The organism is Pararhizobium sp. PWRC1-1 (assembly GCF_049897905.1).
GTDB lineage: Bacteria > Pseudomonadota > Alphaproteobacteria > Rhizobiales > Rhizobiaceae > Pararhizobium.
This window is the reverse complement of sequence record NZ_JAFCXE010000002.1, coordinates 40,960-59,137: the sequence shown is the minus strand read 5'-3', so window position 1 is coordinate 59,137 and position 18,178 is coordinate 40,960. Positions and strand designations below refer to the sequence as shown.

14 protein-coding genes are annotated in these 18,178 nt (G+C 59.7%); 3 read left to right on the top strand and 11 right to left on the bottom strand.

All coding sequences use genetic code 11. The features are described 5' to 3' along the window. Positions 1 to 35: 35 nt before the first annotated feature. Complete coding sequence (locus tag ACP7E0_RS03850; protein WP_426123102.1) at positions 36 to 332, bottom strand: hypothetical protein; 297 nt, start codon at positions 330 to 332, stop codon at positions 36 to 38. Here ACP7E0_RS03850 and dnaE point away from each other — a divergent pair. Further along, positions 331 to 3,837 (top strand): DNA polymerase III subunit alpha, encoded by a 3,507-nt coding sequence (gene dnaE, locus ACP7E0_RS03845; protein ID WP_426123100.1) that lies wholly within the window; start codon positions 331 to 333, stop codon positions 3,835 to 3,837. The genes ACP7E0_RS03850 and dnaE overlap by 2 nt on opposite strands. A gap of 10 nt (positions 3,838 to 3,847) precedes the next feature. Here dnaE and ACP7E0_RS03840 read toward each other — a convergent pair whose 3' ends face one another. The 4 genes from ACP7E0_RS03840 to ACP7E0_RS03825 form a co-directional block, all read right to left on the bottom strand. After that, entirely contained in the window at positions 3,848 to 5,071 is a 1,224-nt protein-coding gene (locus tag ACP7E0_RS03840) for a L,D-transpeptidase family protein (protein WP_426123598.1), read from the bottom strand. A 104-nt stretch (positions 5,072 to 5,175) separates the two neighbouring features. Beyond that, positions 5,176 to 6,465 carry a DNA polymerase IV gene (locus ACP7E0_RS03835; protein ID WP_426123099.1) on the bottom strand — a complete coding sequence of 430 codons (1,290 nt, stop codon included), beginning with the start codon at positions 6,463 to 6,465 and terminating at the stop codon, positions 5,176 to 5,178. A gap of 142 nt (positions 6,466 to 6,607) precedes the next feature. Then, the gene (locus tag ACP7E0_RS03830) at positions 6,608 to 7,255 is read right to left on the bottom strand and encodes a hypothetical protein (RefSeq protein ID WP_426123597.1); all 648 of its coding nucleotides are present in this window, start codon (positions 7,253 to 7,255) and stop codon (positions 6,608 to 6,610) included. Next, complete coding sequence (locus tag ACP7E0_RS03825; protein ID WP_426123098.1) at positions 7,252 to 7,545, bottom strand: DUF3572 domain-containing protein; 294 nt, start codon at positions 7,543 to 7,545, stop codon at positions 7,252 to 7,254. The genes ACP7E0_RS03830 and ACP7E0_RS03825 overlap by 4 nt, the downstream gene beginning before the upstream one ends. Before the next feature lie 143 nt (positions 7,546 to 7,688). On the opposite strand from ACP7E0_RS03825, the gene ACP7E0_RS03820 reads away from it, so the two are divergent. Both ACP7E0_RS03820 and ACP7E0_RS03815 read left to right on the top strand, forming a co-directional pair. Continuing rightward, the gene (locus tag ACP7E0_RS03820; protein WP_003547430.1) at positions 7,689 to 8,060 is read left to right on the top strand and encodes a response regulator; all 372 of its coding nucleotides are present in this window, start codon (positions 7,689 to 7,691) and stop codon (positions 8,058 to 8,060) included. A gap of 115 nt (positions 8,061 to 8,175) precedes the next feature. After that, positions 8,176 to 9,543 carry a PleD family two-component system response regulator gene (locus ACP7E0_RS03815; RefSeq protein ID WP_426123097.1) on the top strand — a complete coding sequence of 456 codons (1,368 nt, stop codon included), beginning with the start codon at positions 8,176 to 8,178 and terminating at the stop codon, positions 9,541 to 9,543. Positions 9,544 to 10,274: 731 nt separating this feature from the next. Here ACP7E0_RS03815 and rpmG read toward each other — a convergent pair. The 6 genes from rpmG to topA all read right to left on the bottom strand — a co-directional run bounded on the left by rpmG (position 10,275) and on the right by topA (position 18,034). After that, complete coding sequence (gene rpmG / locus ACP7E0_RS03810; RefSeq protein WP_113314447.1) at positions 10,275 to 10,442, bottom strand: 50S ribosomal protein L33; 168 nt, start codon at positions 10,440 to 10,442, stop codon at positions 10,275 to 10,277. A 95-nt stretch (positions 10,443 to 10,537) separates the two neighbouring features. Further along, positions 10,538 to 11,722 (bottom strand): MFS transporter, encoded by a 1,185-nt coding sequence (locus tag ACP7E0_RS03805; protein ID WP_426123095.1) that lies wholly within the window; start codon positions 11,720 to 11,722, stop codon positions 10,538 to 10,540. Positions 11,723 to 11,735: 13 nt separating this feature from the next. After that, entirely contained in the window at positions 11,736 to 12,401 is a 666-nt protein-coding gene (locus tag ACP7E0_RS03800; RefSeq protein WP_426123593.1) for an NUDIX hydrolase, read from the bottom strand. Between the two features lie 41 nt (positions 12,402 to 12,442). Then, positions 12,443 to 12,904, bottom strand: a complete 462-nt coding sequence (locus ACP7E0_RS03795) for a DUF983 domain-containing protein (RefSeq protein ID WP_426123094.1) — start codon at positions 12,902 to 12,904, stop codon at positions 12,443 to 12,445. A 46-nt stretch (positions 12,905 to 12,950) separates the two neighbouring features. Next, complete coding sequence (rnr, locus tag ACP7E0_RS03790; RefSeq protein ID WP_426123093.1) at positions 12,951 to 15,326, bottom strand: ribonuclease R; 2,376 nt, start codon at positions 15,324 to 15,326, stop codon at positions 12,951 to 12,953. 5 nt (positions 15,327 to 15,331) lie between these two features. Then, positions 15,332 to 18,034 carry a type I DNA topoisomerase gene (gene topA / locus ACP7E0_RS03785; protein ID WP_426123092.1) on the bottom strand — a complete coding sequence of 901 codons (2,703 nt, stop codon included), beginning with the start codon at positions 18,032 to 18,034 and terminating at the stop codon, positions 15,332 to 15,334. Positions 18,035 to 18,178 lie beyond the last annotated feature (144 nt).

Below are 18,178 nucleotides of genomic sequence, written 5' to 3'. Positions count from 1 at the left end.
CAGTTGCTGCTTGACGCACGAACATAAATAGAACATTATAAGAACATAACGGAAAAGGGAGCCGACCAATGACTGACTTCATTCGTGATCTCGCCGCTTTGACCTCCATCGCCATGTTCATCGCCAGCTTTTCGATCATCGTCATAGGGATGTAAAACCGGCGTCAGCCACCGCCATTCCGCGCATTCGCCGTCGTGCGGAAATGGAAGAGTGCCCGGCTGTGGACAAGATGGATCAAGTTTGAAATTGCTGCCGCATGGCAGATGAAAACTGGACATCTGCGGATGGAAACGGGATATCCTGATGCCTTCACGGGAATCGGGGTGTGCCATGGCAGATGCGGTAAACGGCAAGCGGCAGGATAGTTCCGCCGAGGGCGGCGCGTCTCCCCAGTTCGTTCATCTTCGGGTTCATTCCGCCTTTTCGCTGCTCGAAGGGGCTTTGCCGATCAAGAAGATCATCGGCAAGGCTGTTGCCGACGGCCAGCCGGCTATCGGCATTGCCGATACCAACAACCTGTTTGCAGCGCTCGAATTCTCGCAGAAATGCATGGACGATGGTCTGCAGCCTTTGATCGGCTGCCAGCTGTCGATCGACATGGAGGATGAAGGCGAGGGCGAGAAACGTGGCCACGCACAGCATCTGGCCAAGCTGCCGGCCATCGTTCTGATTGCGGCGACGGATGCCGGCTATGTCCGGCTCGTCGATATCGTCAGCCGGGCCTATCTCGGCGGCGAAGGAAACCAGTCGGTTCGCATTGCGCTGTCCTGGCTGCAGGAAGGCGGAGCGGAAGGCTTGATTGCTCTGACCGGCGCCTCGGGCGGGCCGGTGGATATGGCCTTGAAGTCGGGTCACCATGCGCTAGCGGAAACGCGGCTGAAGACCCTTGCCGCGGTGTTTGGCGATCGTCTTTATGTCGAGCTTCAGCGCCACGGCAAATATGACCGCCGCCATGAAAACCGGGTCGTCGATCTTGCCTATAAGCTCGAATTGCCGATCGTGGCGACCAATGAGCCGTTCTTCCCGTCGCCCGCCGAATTCGAGGCGCATGACGCACTGATGGCGGTGGCGCACAATGCGATGGTTTCGGATGACACGCGCTTTCGCCTGACGCCGGATCATTATCTGAAGAGCCGCAAGGACATGGCGGCTCTGTTTGCCGACCTGCCGGAGGCTCTGGAAAACACTATCGAGGTCGCCCGGCGCTGTTCCTTCGTCCTGAAGACCCGCGCTCCGATCCTGCCGCGCTTCACCGGTGCATCGGATGATCCGAAGGAAGCCGAGCGCGCCGAGGAGATCGAATTGCGCCGTCAGGCTGTCGAGGGTCTCGACGAACGACTGCGAATGCTCGGCATGTCGCCAGGCTATAGCGATACCGATTATCGCGAGCGGCTCGATTTCGAGCTCTCCGTCATCGAGAAGATGAAGTTTCCGGGTTACTTCCTGATCGTTGCCGACTTCATCAAATGGGCGAAGCTTCAGGATATTCCAGTCGGCCCGGGCCGTGGTTCGGGTGCGGGCTCGCTGGTTGCCTATGCGCTGACCATCACCGACGTCGATCCCTTGCGCTTCTCGCTGCTGTTCGAACGTTTCCTTAACCCGGACCGCGTCTCGATGCCCGACTTCGACATCGACTTCTGCCAGGACCGGCGCGAAGAGGTGATCCGCTACGTCCAGCGCAAATATGGCCGCGAGCAGGTGGCGCAGATCATCACCTTCGGATCGCTGCAGGCGCGCGCCGCCTTGCGCGACGTCGGGCGTGTGCTTGAGATGCCCTATGGCCAGGTCGACAAGATCTGCAAGATGGTGCCGAACAATCCGGCCAATCCAACCACGCTCGCCAAGGCGATCGAGGAGGAGCCGCGCTTTCAGGAAGAGGTCGACAAGGAGCCGGTGATCGGCCGTCTGCTCGATATCGCCCAGAAGATCGAGGGTCTTTATCGCCACGCCTCGACCCACGCCGCCGGTATTGTCATCGGCGACCGGCCGCTGTCGCAGCTGGTGCCGATGTACCGCGATCCGCGCTCCGACATGCCGGTCACCCAGTTCAACATGAAATGGGTCGAGCAGGCCGGTCTCGTCAAGTTCGACTTCCTTGGCCTGAAGACGCTGACGGTATTGAAGGTCGCCGTCGATTTCATCAAGAAGCGCGATATCGAGGTCAAGCTCGAGGCGTTGCCGCTCGATGACCAGAAGACCTATGAGATGCTGTCCAAGGGCGACACGGTCGGCGTGTTCCAGGTGGAAAGTGCTGGCATGCGCAAGGCGCTGATCGGCATGCGGCCGGACTGCATTGAGGACATCATCGCGCTGGTGGCGCTGTATCGCCCAGGCCCGATGGAAAACATTCCCGTCTACAATGCCCGCAAGCATGGCGAAGAAGAGATCGAATCGATCCATCCGAAGATCGATTACCTGCTCAAGGAAACCCAGGGCGTTATCGTCTACCAGGAACAGGTGATGCAGATCGCCCAGGTGCTGTCGGGCTATTCGCTCGGCGAAGCCGACCTTCTGCGCCGCGCCATGGGTAAGAAGATCAAGGAGGAAATGGACAAGCAGCGCGCCCGTTTCGTCACGGGTGCCGTCGATAACGGCGTCTCGAAGCCGCAGTCCGACCTGATCTTCGACTTGCTTGCCAAGTTCGCCAATTACGGCTTCAACAAGTCGCACGCTGCGGCTTATGCCATCGTTTCCTATCAGACGGCCTATCTGAAGGCGCATTTCCCGGTCGAGTTCCTCGCCGCGTCGATGACGCTTGACATGTCGAATACCGACAAGATCAACGACTTCCGCCAGGACGCCAACCGGCTCGGTATCGAGGTCATCCCGCCGTCGGTGCAGACCTCGTTCCGCCGTTTCGAGACCGGCGACAACCGCATCTACTATTCGCTCTCGGCCATCAAGGGCGTCGGCGAAGCGGCTGTCGATCATATCGTTGAGGTGCGCGGTGATGAGCCTTTCGCAGATCTTGAGGATTTCTGCCTCCGGATCGATCCGAAGCTTTTGAACAGGCGGGTGTTCGACAGCCTGATCTGCGCGGGTGCCTTCGATTGCTTTGGGTATGACCGGGCCGAACTGGTGGGTGGCCTCGACCGTATTCTCGGCTTTGCGCAGATTGCCCAGGCCAACAAGATCAGCGGCCAGAGCGACATGTTTGGCGCAGGCGCGGCGACCGGTCCGGAAAAGATCAACCTGCCGCCCTATTCGCCTTGGTTGGCGTCGGAAAAGCTGCACCGCGAATTCCAGGTTCTGGGCTTCTATCTGTCTGCCCATCCGCTCGATACCTACAATGAGCTGCTGAACAAGATCCGCGTCCAGACCTTTGCCGATTTCGCTGCATCGGTGAAAAAGGGAGCTGCCGCCGGGCGTCTAGCCGGGACGGTCACATCCAAGCAGGAGCGCAAGACCCGCACCGGCAACAAGATGGGCATCATCGCCTTTTCCGATTCGACCGGCCAGTTCGAGGCCGTGTTGTTCTCGGAGGCGCTCAACCAGTACCGCGACCTTTTGGAGCCCGGAAAATCGCTGGTCATGACGGTGCAGGCCGAAGAGCGGCCGGAGGGTATCGGCATGCGCATCCAGACACTCCAGTCGCTGGAGGAACGGTCGCTGCAGATGCAGAAGGCGCTGCGCGTCTATGTCCGCGATAGCGGCCCGTTACGCTCGGTCGCGACGCATCTGAATACGCGCGGCGATGGTTTGGTGTCGTTCATCGTTATCAAGGACAACGGCCAGCGCGAGATCGAGGTGGAGCTGAACGAGCGGTATCGCATCTCGCCTGAGATCGCGGCGGCGCTGAGGACAGCGCCCGGTGTCCTCGATGTCGAGCTGGTATAGCGGCGGACCGTCAGGACTTTGATCGGGTACGGGTGACCGTCACGAAGTCCGTGCCGGCGCCGGTTTCTTGGCCGAGCCCCATGTCCGAGATGGTCAGCGACGAGCCTTCGGCGAGCAGCTCCTCGATCCGCTGGCGCGTCTCGTCCGGCACCGTGATGCGGTCCAGCGTCCGTTCAGCGGCATTGAATGCCGCCGGGTCTTCTTCGGCGGTGATTCCAAGGCGTTTCTTCATCGGCCCTGATGGTGTGTTGTCGAGCGTCATGGCGAACCATTCGCCCTTGCCGGTGGTGGCATCGATATCCTGGAACTGGAAGAAGTGCGTGCCGAGTGCGATCTCTGGCCTGTCGATCAGCACAGGCGTTTCGAACAGCGGCTCGAAATCGCGGCGAACGAGAAGCTGGCCGTTCGGCGGCTTGCCCTTGCCTGCCCTAGCGTAGAGCGCTTCGATGAAGGCAGGCGTCGGCTTGCCATCGACGGGGAGCTTTTCCGCAGTCTGGAATGCCTTGATGGCATCGGTGGTCTGCATGCCCGCGTATCCATCGGCAAGTCCGGCGGCATAACCAAGCGCGTTGAGCAGGCTCTGGATATCCATGGTGATTTCGCGTGTGCCGCGATGGGTGATCAGCATCCGGATCGGCGGCAGCTTTTCCGTCTCGACGGCAGCCGGTTTTTCCGGTGCGGGCTCTATCGTTGCAACTTCGACGGATTGGGTGGGGATCTGTGAAACACTTGGCCGCAACGTCGCGTCGGACAGCAATTCCGGTTCTTTCTCTTTCGGCTGGAACAGGAACGGATCGGAGATCGCAACCGGCGTCAGCTGGCGGTCCGAGATCAGCACATGCACACCACGCCCGGTCATCTTGAACAGCTGTTTGGCAAACGCGTCCGGTAGTCGTACGCAGCCATGCGAGGCCGGGTAGCTCGGAACGTGATTGGAGGCGTGGAGCGCGATGCCCGACCAGGTCAGCCGCTGCATGAACGGCATCGGTGCGTTCGAATAGATGTTCGACTTGTGGAACCGGCGTTTTTCGAGGATCGAGAAAATGCCGGTCGGCGTCGAATGGCCGGCTTTGCCCGTCGAAACATTCGACGTGGCGACGACTGTGTTGCCGTCATAGACCACCAGCGATTGCTGGTCCCGGGAAACGACGATCTGCAGGGGAGCCTGCTCGCCCGCAAGTGCCACGCTGGCAGACAAGGCGAAGGCGACGCCGAGACCAAATGTAAAACGCAAAACCATGAGGAACATCCGGACGCAACAAACAGAAGGTCAGCCTACCTTGAGAGGTTTAAGGAAACTTTGCTGTTCCGCAGCGGAACACGGGAATGTGAAGCCGGTTATTTTCGCCGGTCCTTGCCGAACGTATAGCCGGTCTCCACCGTCGCCTTGCCGAACTTGTCGCGCAACGTATTGATTGCGGCTTCCGCAGCCGCACGCCGCGTCGCCTGCGTATCGACGAGATCGGGCGGATCGGCGAGGTCGGGATTGGAGAGGTCGGAGACGCCGATACCGATAAGGCGGAATTTCGTGCCGTCGGTTTCCTTGTCCAGAAGCCGCATGCCGGTGCGGAAAATCCGGTCGGCAAGCCGGGTCGGGCTGTCTAGCCGGCGGTTGCGCGTCCGGCTCTTGAAATCGGCGGTCTTCAACTTGAGCACGACGGTCTGGCCGGCAATGTCGGCCTTGCGCAGCCGGTGCGCCACCTGTTCGCTCAGGCGGCGCAGATGCGTGACCAGGTCGTCATAGTCACAGAGATCGTCGTTGAATGTCGTTTCCGAGGAAACGCTCTTGGCCTCTCCATCGATATCGACGGTGCGTTCGTCCTGACCGCGCGATAGCCGATAGAGGCGCTGGCCCATCGTGCCGTAGCGCTTCATCAGGTCGGTTTCGTCCATTGTCTGCAATTGGCCTATGGTGCGGATACCGTCGCGCTCCAGGCTTGCCGCAAAGGCCTTGCCGACCCCCCAGATCAGCGTCACCGACCTGTCTTTCAGGAAATCCAGCGCCTCGGCAGCGCCAATGACCGAAAAACCGCGTGGCTTCTGCAGGTCGGAAGCCACCTTGGCAAGGAACTTGCAATAGGACAGGCCGACCGAAACGGTAATGCCGATTTCCTGTTCGATCCGCCGGGCGAATTTTGCCAGTGTCCGGGCAGGCGGATCGTGATGCAGCCGCTCGGTGCCTTTCAGCTCCAGAAATGCCTCGTCGATCGACAGAGGCTGAACCAGCGGCGTCAACTCCTGCATCAAGGTGCGCACCTGGCGGCCGACCCGCACGTATTTCTCCATGTCCGGCTTGATGACGATGGCCTGCGGACAGGCCTCCAGCGCCTTGAACATCGGCATGGCCGAGCGCACCCCATGGATGCGGGCGATGTAGCAGGCGGTCGAGACGACGCCGCGCTTGCCGCCGCCGATGATCACCGGCTTGTCGGCAAGGTCCGGATTGTCGCGTTTCTCTACCGAGGCATAGAACGCATCGCAGTCGATATGGGCGAGCGTCAGTTGGTACAATTCGGAGTGGAACAGCAGGCGCGGGCTGCCGCAGGCCCGGCAACGGCGAATGCCGGCTGGTTGGCCCGTGAGACAGTCTCGGCAAAACCCTGGAAATTGCTGCGCGTCTGTTTGCATCGGTCAGAACAAAAGTTGAACATTTTCACGATACGCCCTAAGCTGACGAGTCTCAAGGCATGGAAAGGCAATCTTGATGACCTTCCCAGGAAAGGTGAGCTTGAGCGATTTTTTTGCCCAGCAACGGTTTGCCGGCCGGCATTCAGCGCAGGAAATGCGTGCGGATGATCGTGGCTGCGTCCGTCCAGCTGTCTGCCTTGGCGATACCGTCGCCCGGATCCGGCGCCATGGCACGGAATTGGGCGTTCGCCATCAGGTTGATCAGCAGGCAATCCGGCGTATGGGTCCGGACAGATTGCAAGTTGCGCAGGATATCATCGATGAAGACCAGCGGCACATCCCGGGCATCGTGCAGGCGCCTGATGATCGGTCCCTTGGGCTCTTCGCTGGCAAGCAGAGGATAGTGCAAGCCATGGCGATCGAGAAGCGACCGGCGCACGCTACTGTGGCGTGGCGGCATCGCGGTCAGGAAGATGATATCCGCTTCAGTGGAAAGTGCTGCCAAGGTATCGACAACGCGATCGGCAGGCGTCTGCCATTGGTCCTGCAATCGGAAGAATGTCTCCAGCAGTTCGCTTGTCGCCTCATTGGCTTCCGGCTCGCCGCTGTCGAGCTTGACGACATTGCCGTGCAGGCGAAAGGAGCGGGGCAGAAGGTCACGGCCGGACGCGCGCAGGAAGTTGCGAAACGGTGTCAGGAATTCAAGCACCACTTCATCGATGTCGCAGACGATCAGCGGACGGTCCGCCAAGTGGATATGGTTGAGATCAAGCGTATCCGTCACGGTCAGAAATCTCCCGGATTGTCCGGTCCCGACAGCATGAGGTGCGCCCGAACCACATCCTCGGGCCGCGTGCCGGTCGCCGCGCAGAAGTCCATGAGGGTCGGCTCATGGCCCATGAGGAAATCGACGACGCCGGCAAGGAAACCGGGGTCGGCGGCGGCATGGCGCAGCGACGATGGATCGGTGCCCGTCAATGCCAGGAAACGTCCGAGCAGTTCCGGTTCGTTTGCAAGCCAGCCGAGGATAGAAATCGCTGTTTCTTCGGATGGGGTCACGTCCAGATGTCCTTCTTGCATTCGGGCAATTTTCTACGGAATATTACCGGTTTTTCAACCAAATCGCTGTAGCTTCAAGCTTCCGGGGCGATGAGCCCAACCGCGCCGCAACTTATAGCGATGCGACCGCCATGCAAGCCGGAACCGCAAATCAAGGGATCAAAATGCCCAAACAGGTTATGATTGTTGAAGACAATGAGCTGAACATGAAGCTCTTTCGTGACCTGATCGAGGCATCCGGATACACCACGATTCAGACCCGAAATGGTATGGAAGCCCTTGATCTTGCGCGCAAACATCGTCCTGACCTGATCCTGATGGACATCCAGCTTCCGGAGGTTTCCGGGCTTGAGGTGACCAAGTGGCTGAAGGAAGATGACGAATTGCATGTCATCCCGGTGATCGCCGTTACGGCCTTTGCGATGAAGGGTGACGAAGAACGCATACGGCAGGGGGGCTGCGAGGCCTATGTTTCCAAGCCCATCTCGGTGCCGAAATTTATTGAGACGATCAAAACTTATTTGGGCGATGCCTGATGCAGCGCCAGGGGCTTCCGGCAAGAATGCCCCTCAACGATATTCTTGCGCGTGAAACGACATTGAAAGTTGAACCGGCTTTCTGTTTCAGGCGCTTATTGGCAGGAAAGATTGCATGACTGCACGGATCCTTGTCGTTGATGACATCCCGGCCAACGTCAAGTTGCTCGAGGCCCGTCTTGTGGCCGAGTATTTTGACGTCCTGACGGCCGCCGACGGCTATGAGGCTTTGGCAATCTGCGAGAAGCAGCCGGTCGATCTCATCCTGCTTGATATCATGATGCCGGGCATCGACGGCTTTGAAGTCTGCGAGCGGCTGAAGTCGAACCCGCGCACCGCGCATATTCCCGTCGTCATGGTGACAGCTCTTGATCAGCCATCGGATCGGGTGAGGGGGCTGAAAGCCGGCGCCGACGATTTTCTGACCAAGCCGGTCAACGACCTGCAACTGATGTCGCGCGTCAAAAGCCTGGTTCGGCTGAAGAATGTCAGTGACGAACTGCGCCTTCGCGCCGAAACTGCCCACAATGTCGGCCTGCAGGATCTGACCTCCACGGATCGGCCAGACGAACTCGGCAATGTCCTGCTCGTTGATGGCAGGGGCAGTTCGCAGGAACGCATCATCCGCGCGTTAAAACCGGTCGCCGATGTCACAGCCATGTCCGATCCGCAGGCGGCGCTGTTCGAGGCTGCGGAAAACAGCTTCGATCTCGTCATCGTCAATTCGAATTTCGATGACTACGATCCTTTACGGCTCTGCTCTCAGCTTCGCTCGCTGGAGCGCACGCGCTATATCCCGCTTCTGATCATCGCGGAGCAAGGGGATGATGAGATGGTCGTGCGGGCGCTCGATCTCGGCGTCACCGACTATCTGATGCGGCCTGTCGATCCGAATGAACTGGTGGCGCGTAGCCTGACGCAAATCCGCCGCAAGCATTGCAATGACCGGCTGCGGGCGAGCGTCAAGCAGACCATCGAGCTTGCAGTCACGGATGGCCTCACCGGCCTGCACAATCGGCGCTATTTGGACAATCATCTGAAGTTGCTGGTGGATCGCGCCATTGCGCGTGGCCGGCCGTTGTCGATCTGCATAACCGATATCGATCGCTTCAAGAGCGTCAACGATACCCATGGTCATGACGCCGGAGATGAAGTCCTGCGCGATTTTGCGCACCGGGTCCGTTCCACCGTGCGTGGCGCCGACCTTGCCTGCCGTTTTGGCGGCGAAGAGTTTGTGGTGGTCATGCCTGATACCTCAGCAGAGGCGGCGACGGCTATTGCCGAGCGCCTGCGGACAATCGTCGAGGACAGGCCATTTGTCTTGCCAAACACGAATACACCGCTGTCGATCACTGCTTCCCTTGGCATCGCTACGCTCAATCCAGCAGGAGATACGGCTGAAGCCCTGCTGAAACGCGCTGACATGGCGCTTTATCAGGCCAAGAACAATGGCCGGAATCAGGTGGTCGCTGCTGCCGCCTGAGCCTGATTTGAGCAGGAGACCGGCCTTTGATGGTGTTTTCCACAGGAAAAAGATAGTCGTCCTTCCGATGCGCGATAAGCTAACCGCAAAACGTGCCTGTGGATAAGATGTCGCGCAAAGGTGGTCGGATTCGCCTGTAATCTCTGCTATGCAGACGGGAAAAATAACGGGTGATTTCTAGTATTCTGAAATAAAATATACAAATCAGATATTTAAATATTTCGATTATCTTAATGAGGCTTTTCGCATTGCCATTTTTTCATTATGTGAAAAAGTAATACTAGTTTTAGAAAGCAATCTTTCGAGGATCGGCTCACTGCAGAAATAGTGCTGGATGGTCTATTAGGTAATGGTCAAATTAACCATTCCTAGGTGTTCCCGTGCGCCGTAGTTAAGAATTCATTGATTTTTTTTTATTTTCGGTCAATTCTCCTAGGCAAGGGAGAAAACAACTCCCATCGGTTACCCCATGATGTCAGGTCCGCCGCATCTCCTGGGTCGTGGGGTTTGTCGGCTGATTCGTTACCAATGCGGTTCCTCGTGCCGCGGTTGCGGTCAGCCGACGCCCATTAAAACGCCGTCCCTGTCATGGGGGCGGCGTTTTTTGTTTTAGGCCACACCCCGGCGATAACGCCGCATTGTCTGTCGCAGCCAAATCAGGCAGAGCCACAAGAAAAAGGCGCCATGCTTTTCAGCCGGCGCCTTCTTAATTCCACAAGGGAAACCAGATCTTACTTGATCTTGGTTTCCTTGAATTCAACGTGCTTGCGTATGACCGGGTCATACTTGGTGAAAGACATCTTGTCCGTCTTCGTGCGGCTGTTCTTCGAGGTCACGTAGAAAGTACCTGTGTCGGCCGTCGACAGCAGCTTGATCTTGATTTTTGCAGCTTTCGCCATGGTCGTCCTGCCTTTACAAAAAAAACAAAGCCGCGGACTTCCAAAGGAAGGGTCCCGGCAAACTTGGCGCGAAACTACAAATCGCGCCCGAAAAGTCAAGTCCGTTTTGGATTGAAAACGATTCTCGCCACGGAAAGTAGCACATAAAGCCCGAAGAATCCGGCGATTGCCCAGGCAAACCCGTTATTCCCCGAAATATCCATGGCGGCACCGATCGCCTGGGGTCCAGCAACCGTCCCAACCGCATAGGAGAAGATGAAGGCCGCATTGGCGGCTGCAAGGTCAGCACCGGTGAGGCGCGAGCCGAGATGGCTGAGGCCGACCGTATAAAGGCCGGAGACGCTTCCGCCCCAGAACAGCAGTACAATCGCCATCAGCCACCAGTTACCCTGCAGGAGGGGCAGACAGAGCGCGCCGATCAAGCCGACGACGGTCATCAGGGCCAAAAGATTGCGCCGGTCTTTCATTCGGTCGGACAGCATGCCCAGTGGAATCTGAAAAATCACGTTGCCGATGCCCATGACGGTCAAAAGCAGCGCTGCCTGCGATTCGGTGAACCCGCTGCGGGTGCCGTAGATCGGAAAGAGCGACAGGCCACCCGATTCGACGGCGCCGAAAATGAACACGGCTGCGGTGGCGGTCGGCACCAGGAACACGTAGCGCATGAAATGCAGCTCCGGCTTCTCGTCGAGTTCCGGGCTTTCGTTGCGGGCGAGGAAGATCGGAATGGCGGCCAGAAGAATGACGCTGGCGCCAAAGGCAAAGGGCAGGATGCCCTCGCTGCCGAGAATGGAGAAGAGCAGGGGGCCGGCTGCAAAGCCGAGCGACAGGACAGTGCCATAAATGCCGAGAACGAGCCCGCGGCGGCTTGGTGGTGCCGTCGCGTTGATCCAGAACTCGGAGAGAACGAACAGCACGGTAATAGCGCCGTGAAAGACGACGCGCAGCGGAAACCACAGTATGAAGTTTTCGATATAATAGAAGCCAAGCGCACTGATCGCGGCAAAGACAATGGCGAGCAGCATCGTATTGGCGACGCCGAAGCGGTGGGCGATCTTCGCCGTGACGGTCGCTGCCGCCATCGACGCAAGACCTGCCATCGCCGAGTTCAGGCCGATCATCGTCGAGGAGATGCCGCGCTTTTCCATGATGATGCTGAGCAGCGGCAGACCGAGGCCGATCGCGATACCAACGGCCGAGATGGCGGCGATGGCAGCAACCAGCGATGGCCAGTGTATTTCCTCAACCGGCGCAGGCGTGCCGGACGGCGGCTGTGACATGCAATGAATTTCCCTAAAGGAGGTCGCGGACAAATTGCCCATGACGCGTGTAATAGAACGGTACCGGTCTCCCGAAGGGCAGAGATGCGTCGGATTGAAGGCTTGCCCTCAAATCCGCAAGGATGATCCCGGTAATGTCCGGCAACCGGACGGCCGAGACATCGTTCACATCAATCCATCTCAAATCTTCGAGCTCCCGGCTGTCGCGGATATCGCCCGGATCGACGCCCGCCTCGTCCGTAAACAGGGCGAAGAAGTGGGTGTCGAACCGGCGCGGATGTCCCGGCGGCGTAATCGCCCGTGCCATATAGCGCAAGTTTGTCAGATCGGGAAGGAAGGGTAACAGAGTGTTTCCGCAGTCTTTGGTGCCGACTGCGATGCTCGCCTCTTCGTGCAGTTCACGGATGGCGGCGAGCGCGATGGCGCGCAGCCGGCTTTCGGAGGCAGAGTGCTTGTAAGCGGTTTTGAGGCGTTCCAGTACGGCTGGATGGATATCGCCGCTAAAGGCGAGCCGGTGGTCGTCCCTGTCCCTGCGCCCGCCCGGAAAGACATGCAGGTTGGGCATGAAGACATGCGCCTTGTTGCGCCGGCCGACGAGAACGCGCACGCAGTCCTGCGAGCGATCGAGCAGCATGATCGACGCGGCTTCACGAGGCCGCGGCGAGCGAGTTTTGACCATATCCGAGGGCGTGTCGTTGACCGACCCGTCGCTGCTGGTCGTCACGCAGCCCGGTCCGGTACCGGCAGGACGTCGGCCGGCTGGTCGTCATGATCGCCGAAGCCATGCATCTTCAAGGCCCATTGCAGGCCGACGACGCCGCCCTTTACGGGCTGCATCATGGCGAGCGAGCCGATGATGGTGATCGGCACCCAGATCGCCAGGTGCCCCCAGTTCGACATTGGCAGGATCATTTCGGTTGCCATGAAGCCGCCAAGTACGATGTGACCCATGATGGTGACGACGATATAGGGCGGAAAGTCGTCGGCGCTATGCTTGTCGAGCTGCTCGCCGCAGGACGAGCAGGCATGCACGGTCTTGAGAAAACGGCCGAACAGCTTGCCGCTGCCGCAGGCTGGGCACTGGTTCAAAAGCCCGCGCTTGATCGATCGGCCAACGGGACGATCGGCTTCCCGCGTCTGTTCGAAGCGGACTGTTTCCGGAGTGCTGCCAGTCGCCTGCATGTCCATATCCTCAATCTGCGGATGCAAGGCAAATCCCTCACATCCTTTATCGCTTGCCGCGCGGTGGTCGCGTTCCCGGCATCTTGCGAGCGCCGCTGCGATCCCGGCGGCCGGACTTGTGGAAGGAGCGCGTTGCCGTGGGCATCTTGCGTCCTTCGCTGATCATCTCGAAGCGGAGCGCGCCGGCAAGCGGCACAGCTTCCACCAGTTTGACGCGGATCTGATCGCCAAGACGATAGCCAAGTCCGGTTTTTTCGCCAGAAAGGGCCTGATGTGCCTCGTCATAGATGAAATAATCGCGTCCCAGCGTAGATATAGGTACGAACCCGTCGGCGCCATAGGCCGGAAGAGTGACAAATAGTCCCGCTTTGGTCACACCGGATATGCGCCCGTCGAATTCCTCGTTGACCCGGCCACTGAGATGATGGGCAATCAGCCGGTCGACCGTATCGCGCTCGGCGGCCATCGCCCGCCGCTCGAACGTGGAAATCTCGGCCGCGATATCGTTGAGCGCGGCTTCCTCGGCCGGCGTGATGCCGCCTTCGCCGAGCCCCAGCGTGCCGACAAGCGCGCGGTGCACGATCAAATCGGCGTAGCGGCGGATCGGTGAGGTGAAATGGGCGTATTTCATCAGGTTGAGGCCGAAATGGCCGATATTTTCCGGGCTGTAGATCGCTTGGCTCTGCGAGCGCAGCACCATCTCATTGACCATGGTTTCAAACGGCTTGTCCACGGCCTGCGACAGGATGCCATTGAAATGGTTGGAACGCAGGTTGCCGCCCTTGACGAGCGAGAGGTCGAGCGTGGCCAGAAATTCGCGCAGCGTTTCCTGCTTGGCGAGCGACGGCGCGTCGTGGACGCGGTAGACCAGCGGCTGGCGTTTGATCTCCAGCGTCTCGGCCGCCGCCACGTTGGCCTGGATCATCATCTCTTCGATCAGCTTATGGGCATCGAGGCGGTCCGGCACGAAAACCCGGTCGACGGTGCCGTCGGGCTTCAGTACGATCTTGCGCTCGGGCATGTTGAGCTCAAGCGGCTGACGCCGTTCACGGCCGCGCGTCAAAATCGCATAGGCGTTCCACAGCGGCTTCAGGATCGGCTCCAACAGCGGTCCGGTCTGATCGTCCGGATTGCCGTCGATCGCCGCCTGCGCCTGATTGTAGGAGAGCTTGGCAGCGCTCTTCATCATGATGCGATGGAAGGTGTGGCCGGCCTTGCGGCCTTCCTTGGAAAACCGCATGCGCACGGCGAGCGCCGGTCGGTCTACACCCTGTTTCAGGGAGCACAGTTCGTTGGAAATCCGCTCCGGCAGCATCGGCACGACGCGGTCGGGAAAATAGACGGAATTCCCGCGCTTGGCTGCTTCCTGGTCGAGCGCCGATTTCGGCCGCACATACCAGGAGACGTCGGCGATCGCGACGGTAACGATGACACCGCCTTCATTGTCGGGCGACGGGTCGGGCTCGGCATGAACCGCGTCGTCATGGTCCTTGGCGTCGGCAGGATCGATGGTGATCAGCGGCAGCGAGCGCCAGTCCTCGCGGTGCGACATGGTGGCGGGACCGGCAGCGTCCGCTTCCTTGATGACGCTCTCGGGGAAGATGTAGGGAATGCCATGCGCATGAATGGCGATCATCGAGATCGCCTTTTCGGTAGCAACCGAGCCGATAACGGTCTTGACTGCGGCACGCGGCAGACCGAAACGGCCCGAACGGACGATTTCGACCTCGACGAGATCGCCGTCCTTGGCCGGTCCCTGATGCTCGGCATCGACCTGCATTTCTTCACCGCGCTTCTCGATCGGCATGATCCGGCCGCCGCCATCCGGCGAGGCGCGAAAGACACCCAGCGCTGCGTTGTTATTGCGCTTGCGGTCGAGCACCTTGATGATGCGTGCCGTATAGGCCGGGCCACCGCGATCCTTGGCCGGAAAGATTTTGGCCAGAACCCGGTCGCCAATGCCGCCGACGGGCATCTTGCCCTTGGACTGGCCGACACTCGATTGACGGATCGACACGGCGGGCGCAACGCCCGCATCATCCGGCCATTCGGCCGGCCGGCCGATCAGTTCGCCATCCTTGTCGCGGGTGGTGATGTCGAGAACGGTGACGGGGGGCAGGGCGCCCGGACGTACCAGCGAGTTGCGCTTCTTTTCCAGAAGCCCGTCCTGTTCCATCTCGCGCAAAAGGGATTTCAGCTCGATGCGCGTTTCACCCTTCAGGCCGAAAGCCTTGTAGATTTCGCGTTTCGACGCCTTGTCCGGGTTTTCCGAAATGAAGCGCATCAGCACATCGCGCGGGGGAACGGCGCCGTGAATGATCACGGTGTCATCTGCCGGCGTCAAAGCCTTCTTGCCCCCGCGTCCGATCCGGACTGCGGGTTTACCGGGCCGTTCGGGTCGATCGCGTGGAGTTCTGGTCACGGTATTCAGGCCTTCTTGGCTTTTGCTGCTGCTGTCTTGGGCTTGGCGGCAGCTTTGGGTTTGGCCGAAGCCTTCGGTTTCGCAGCAGCTTTCGGCTTTGCCGATTTCGTTTCTGTCGCGTCGGTCTTCGCCGCGGCCTTCGGCTTGGCGGTCTTGGTCGCCTTACCCTTGGCTGGCTTGATGCCGCCCTTGGCAATGCGCTCGGCGATCAGCATGAGGGCATCCTCGATCGTTACCGACACCGGGTCCTTGCCCTTCGGCAGGGTCGCATTGACCTTGCCCCAGTTGACGTAGGGACCGTACTTGCCGTCCTTGACCGTAATCGGTCCGCCATCCGGATGATCGCCGACTTCCTTGAGCGGAGCAGCCGAGGCGCCGCGTCCGCCGGGCCCCTTTGCCTGCTTGTCGGCAAGAACCGAGACCGCACGGTTGAGGCCGATGGAAAACACGTCGTCGATGCTCTCGACATTGGCATATTTGCCGTCATGCAGGATGAACGGCCCGTAACGGCCAAGACCGGACGAGATCATCTTGCCGCTTTCGGGATGCGCGCCGATATCGCGCGGCAACGATAGAAGGGCCAGCGCCTTCTCATGGTCGATGCTCGCCGGCGTCCAGCCCTTGGGCAGGCTCGAGCGCTTGGCTTCCTTGCCATCGCCGCGCTGGACATAGGGTCCGAAACGGCCGGAACGCAGGGTGATTTCCTCGCCCGTATGCGGATCCTTGCCGAGTGCCAGCGGCTCGTTGGACACGGCAGCCTCGTCGCCGCCATTGCTGTCGGAGGACAGCTGGCGGGTGAAATTGCATTCCGGATAGTTCGAGCAGCCGACGAAGGCGCCGTATTTGCCAAGCTTCAGCGATAGTTTGCCGGTGCCGCAGACCTGGCAGATCCGCGGATCGCTGCCGTCCTCGCGCTTCGGGAAGACCAGCGGTGCCAGTTCTTCGTTCAAGGCGTCGAGCACGTTGGTGACGCGTAGTTCCTTGGTGTCTTCGATCTGGGCGAAGAAATCCTTCCAGAAATCGCGAAGAACATCTTTCCAGTTGAGCTCGCCAGCGGAAATCTGGTCGAGCTTTTCTTCCAGCGATGCCGTGAAATCATATTCGACATAGCGCGCGAAAAAGCTTTCAAGAAACGCCGTGACCAGCCGGCCCTTGGCTTCGGGGATGAGCTTGCGCTTGTCGTTGACGATATATTCGCGATCAAGCAGCGTCGTCACCGTTGCAGCATAGGTGGAAGGACGGCCGATGCCGAGCTCTTCCATCTTCTTGATCAGCGATGCTTCCGAATAGCGCGGCGGCGGCTCGGTGAAGTGCTGGGTCGAGTTGATTTTCTGCTTGGCGAGGTTTTCGCGCGCGTTGATCTCCGGGAGACGGCCATCCTCGTCGTCGCCATCGCTCTGCTCGCCATCTTCCTTGGCATCCGTATAGGCAGCGATGAAGCCGTCGAAACGGATGACGGAGCCGACAGCCCGCAGGCCAGCCTTCTCGCCCTTGTTGTCGGCGGTGATCTCGGCGGTGGTCCGTTCGATTTCAGCCGAGGCCATCTGGCTGGCGATGCCGCGCTTCCAGATCAGGTCATAGAGACGCAACTGGTCGGCATCGAGAAACTTGCGGACATGGTCGGGAATGCGGGTGAAGTCGGTCGGGCGGATTGCCTCGTGCGCTTCCTGGGCGTTCTTCGCCTTGGTCGTGTAGATACGGGCCTTGTCCGGCACATAGCGGCTGCCGAACTGGTCGCCGATGGCGCTGCGTGCAGCGTCGATCGCTTCGCCGGCCATCTGTACGCCGTCGGTACGCATATAGGTAATGAGACCGACGGTCTCGCCGCCGATATCGATACCTTCGTAGAGCTTCTGCGCAACCTGCATGGTGCGTGATGCCGAAAAACCGAGCTTGGAGGAAGCGGCCTGCTGCAGCGTCGAGGTGGTGAAGGGCGGTGAAGGATTGCGCTTGACCGGCTTGGCTTCGATGCTATCGACCGTGTAGGCGGCGCCTTCCAGCAAGGCTTTCAGCTTGCCGGCGTCTTCGCCATTGGTGACGCCGCGCGGCGGCAGGCGGTTGCCGCCGGTGGAGACGAGGCGGGCTTCGAACTCATCGCCGCGCGGTGTCTTCAGGAGCGCCGAAAGGTTCCAGTATTCTTCGGAAATGAAGCGTTCGATTTCAGCTTCGCGGTCGCAGACGAGGCGCAGCGTCACCGATTGCACGCGGCCGGCCGAGCGGGCGCCGGGCAGCTTGCGCCACAGCACCGGCGACAGGTTGAAGCCGACGAGATAATCGAGCGCCCGGCGCGCCAGATAAGCATCGACCAACGGGATATCGATATCACGCGGATTGGCCATGGCGTCGAGCACGGCCTTCTTGGTGATAGCGTTGAAGACGACGCGGCTCACCGGCTTGTCGCCGATCAGCTTCTTCTTCCTGAGCAGATCGAGCACGTGCCAGGAAATCGCCTCTCCCTCGCGATCCGGGTCGGTTGCGAGAATGAGGCGGTCAGCGGATTTCAGGGCGTCGGCGATATCCTTCATGTGCTTGGCGGATTTGGTATCCACTTCCCACAGCATGGCAAAATCGTCATCCGGCAGCACCGAGCCATCCTTGGCCGGCAAATCGCGGACGTGACCGAAGGAAGCGAGAACCTTGTAACCAGGACCCAGATATTTGTTGATGGTCTTCGCCTTTGAAGGCGATTCCACGACGACGACATTCATGGTCATATTCTCAAAGCAACCGTTCAAAGCTGTGCCAGGCCGGGGAGAGGCGGCACAATGGGAAATATCGATGCCCCGACATGGACAGGGATTCGTCTGCGGTCAAGTGCCGGACCCAAAATTAGCCACTACAACGCGATACAA

What these genes read in the sequence shown, in the direction of transcription:
- ACP7E0_RS03850 (WP_426123102.1), bottom strand. Translation starts at nt 332, where the DNA reads ATGGCACACCCCGATTCCCGTGAAGGCATCAGGATATCCCGTTTCCAT.
- dnaE (WP_426123100.1), top strand. Translation starts at nt 331, where the DNA reads ATGGCAGATGCGGTAAACGGCAAGCGGCAGGATAGTTCCGCCGAGGGC.
- ACP7E0_RS03820 (WP_003547430.1), top strand. Translation starts at nt 7,689, where the DNA reads ATGCCCAAACAGGTTATGATTGTTGAAGACAATGAGCTGAACATGAAG.
- ACP7E0_RS03795 (WP_426123094.1), bottom strand. Translation starts at nt 12,904, where the DNA reads ATGCAGGCGACTGGCAGCACTCCGGAAACAGTCCGCTTCGAACAGACG.
- ACP7E0_RS03800 (WP_426123593.1), bottom strand. Translation starts at nt 12,401, where the DNA reads ATGGTCAAAACTCGCTCGCCGCGGCCTCGTGAAGCCGCGTCGATCATG.
- ACP7E0_RS03805 (WP_426123095.1), bottom strand. Translation starts at nt 11,722, where the DNA reads ATGTCACAGCCGCCGTCCGGCACGCCTGCGCCGGTTGAGGAAATACAC.
- ACP7E0_RS03815 (WP_426123097.1), top strand. Translation starts at nt 8,176, where the DNA reads ATGACTGCACGGATCCTTGTCGTTGATGACATCCCGGCCAACGTCAAG.
- rpmG (WP_113314447.1), bottom strand. Translation starts at nt 10,442, where the DNA reads ATGGCGAAAGCTGCAAAAATCAAGATCAAGCTGCTGTCGACGGCCGAC.
- ACP7E0_RS03825 (WP_426123098.1), bottom strand. Translation starts at nt 7,545, where the DNA reads ATGCAAGAAGGACATCTGGACGTGACCCCATCCGAAGAAACAGCGATT.
- topA (WP_426123092.1), bottom strand. Translation starts at nt 18,034, where the DNA reads ATGAATGTCGTCGTCGTGGAATCGCCTTCAAAGGCGAAGACCATCAAC.
- ACP7E0_RS03835 (WP_426123099.1), bottom strand. Translation starts at nt 6,465, where the DNA reads ATGCAAACAGACGCGCAGCAATTTCCAGGGTTTTGCCGAGACTGTCTC.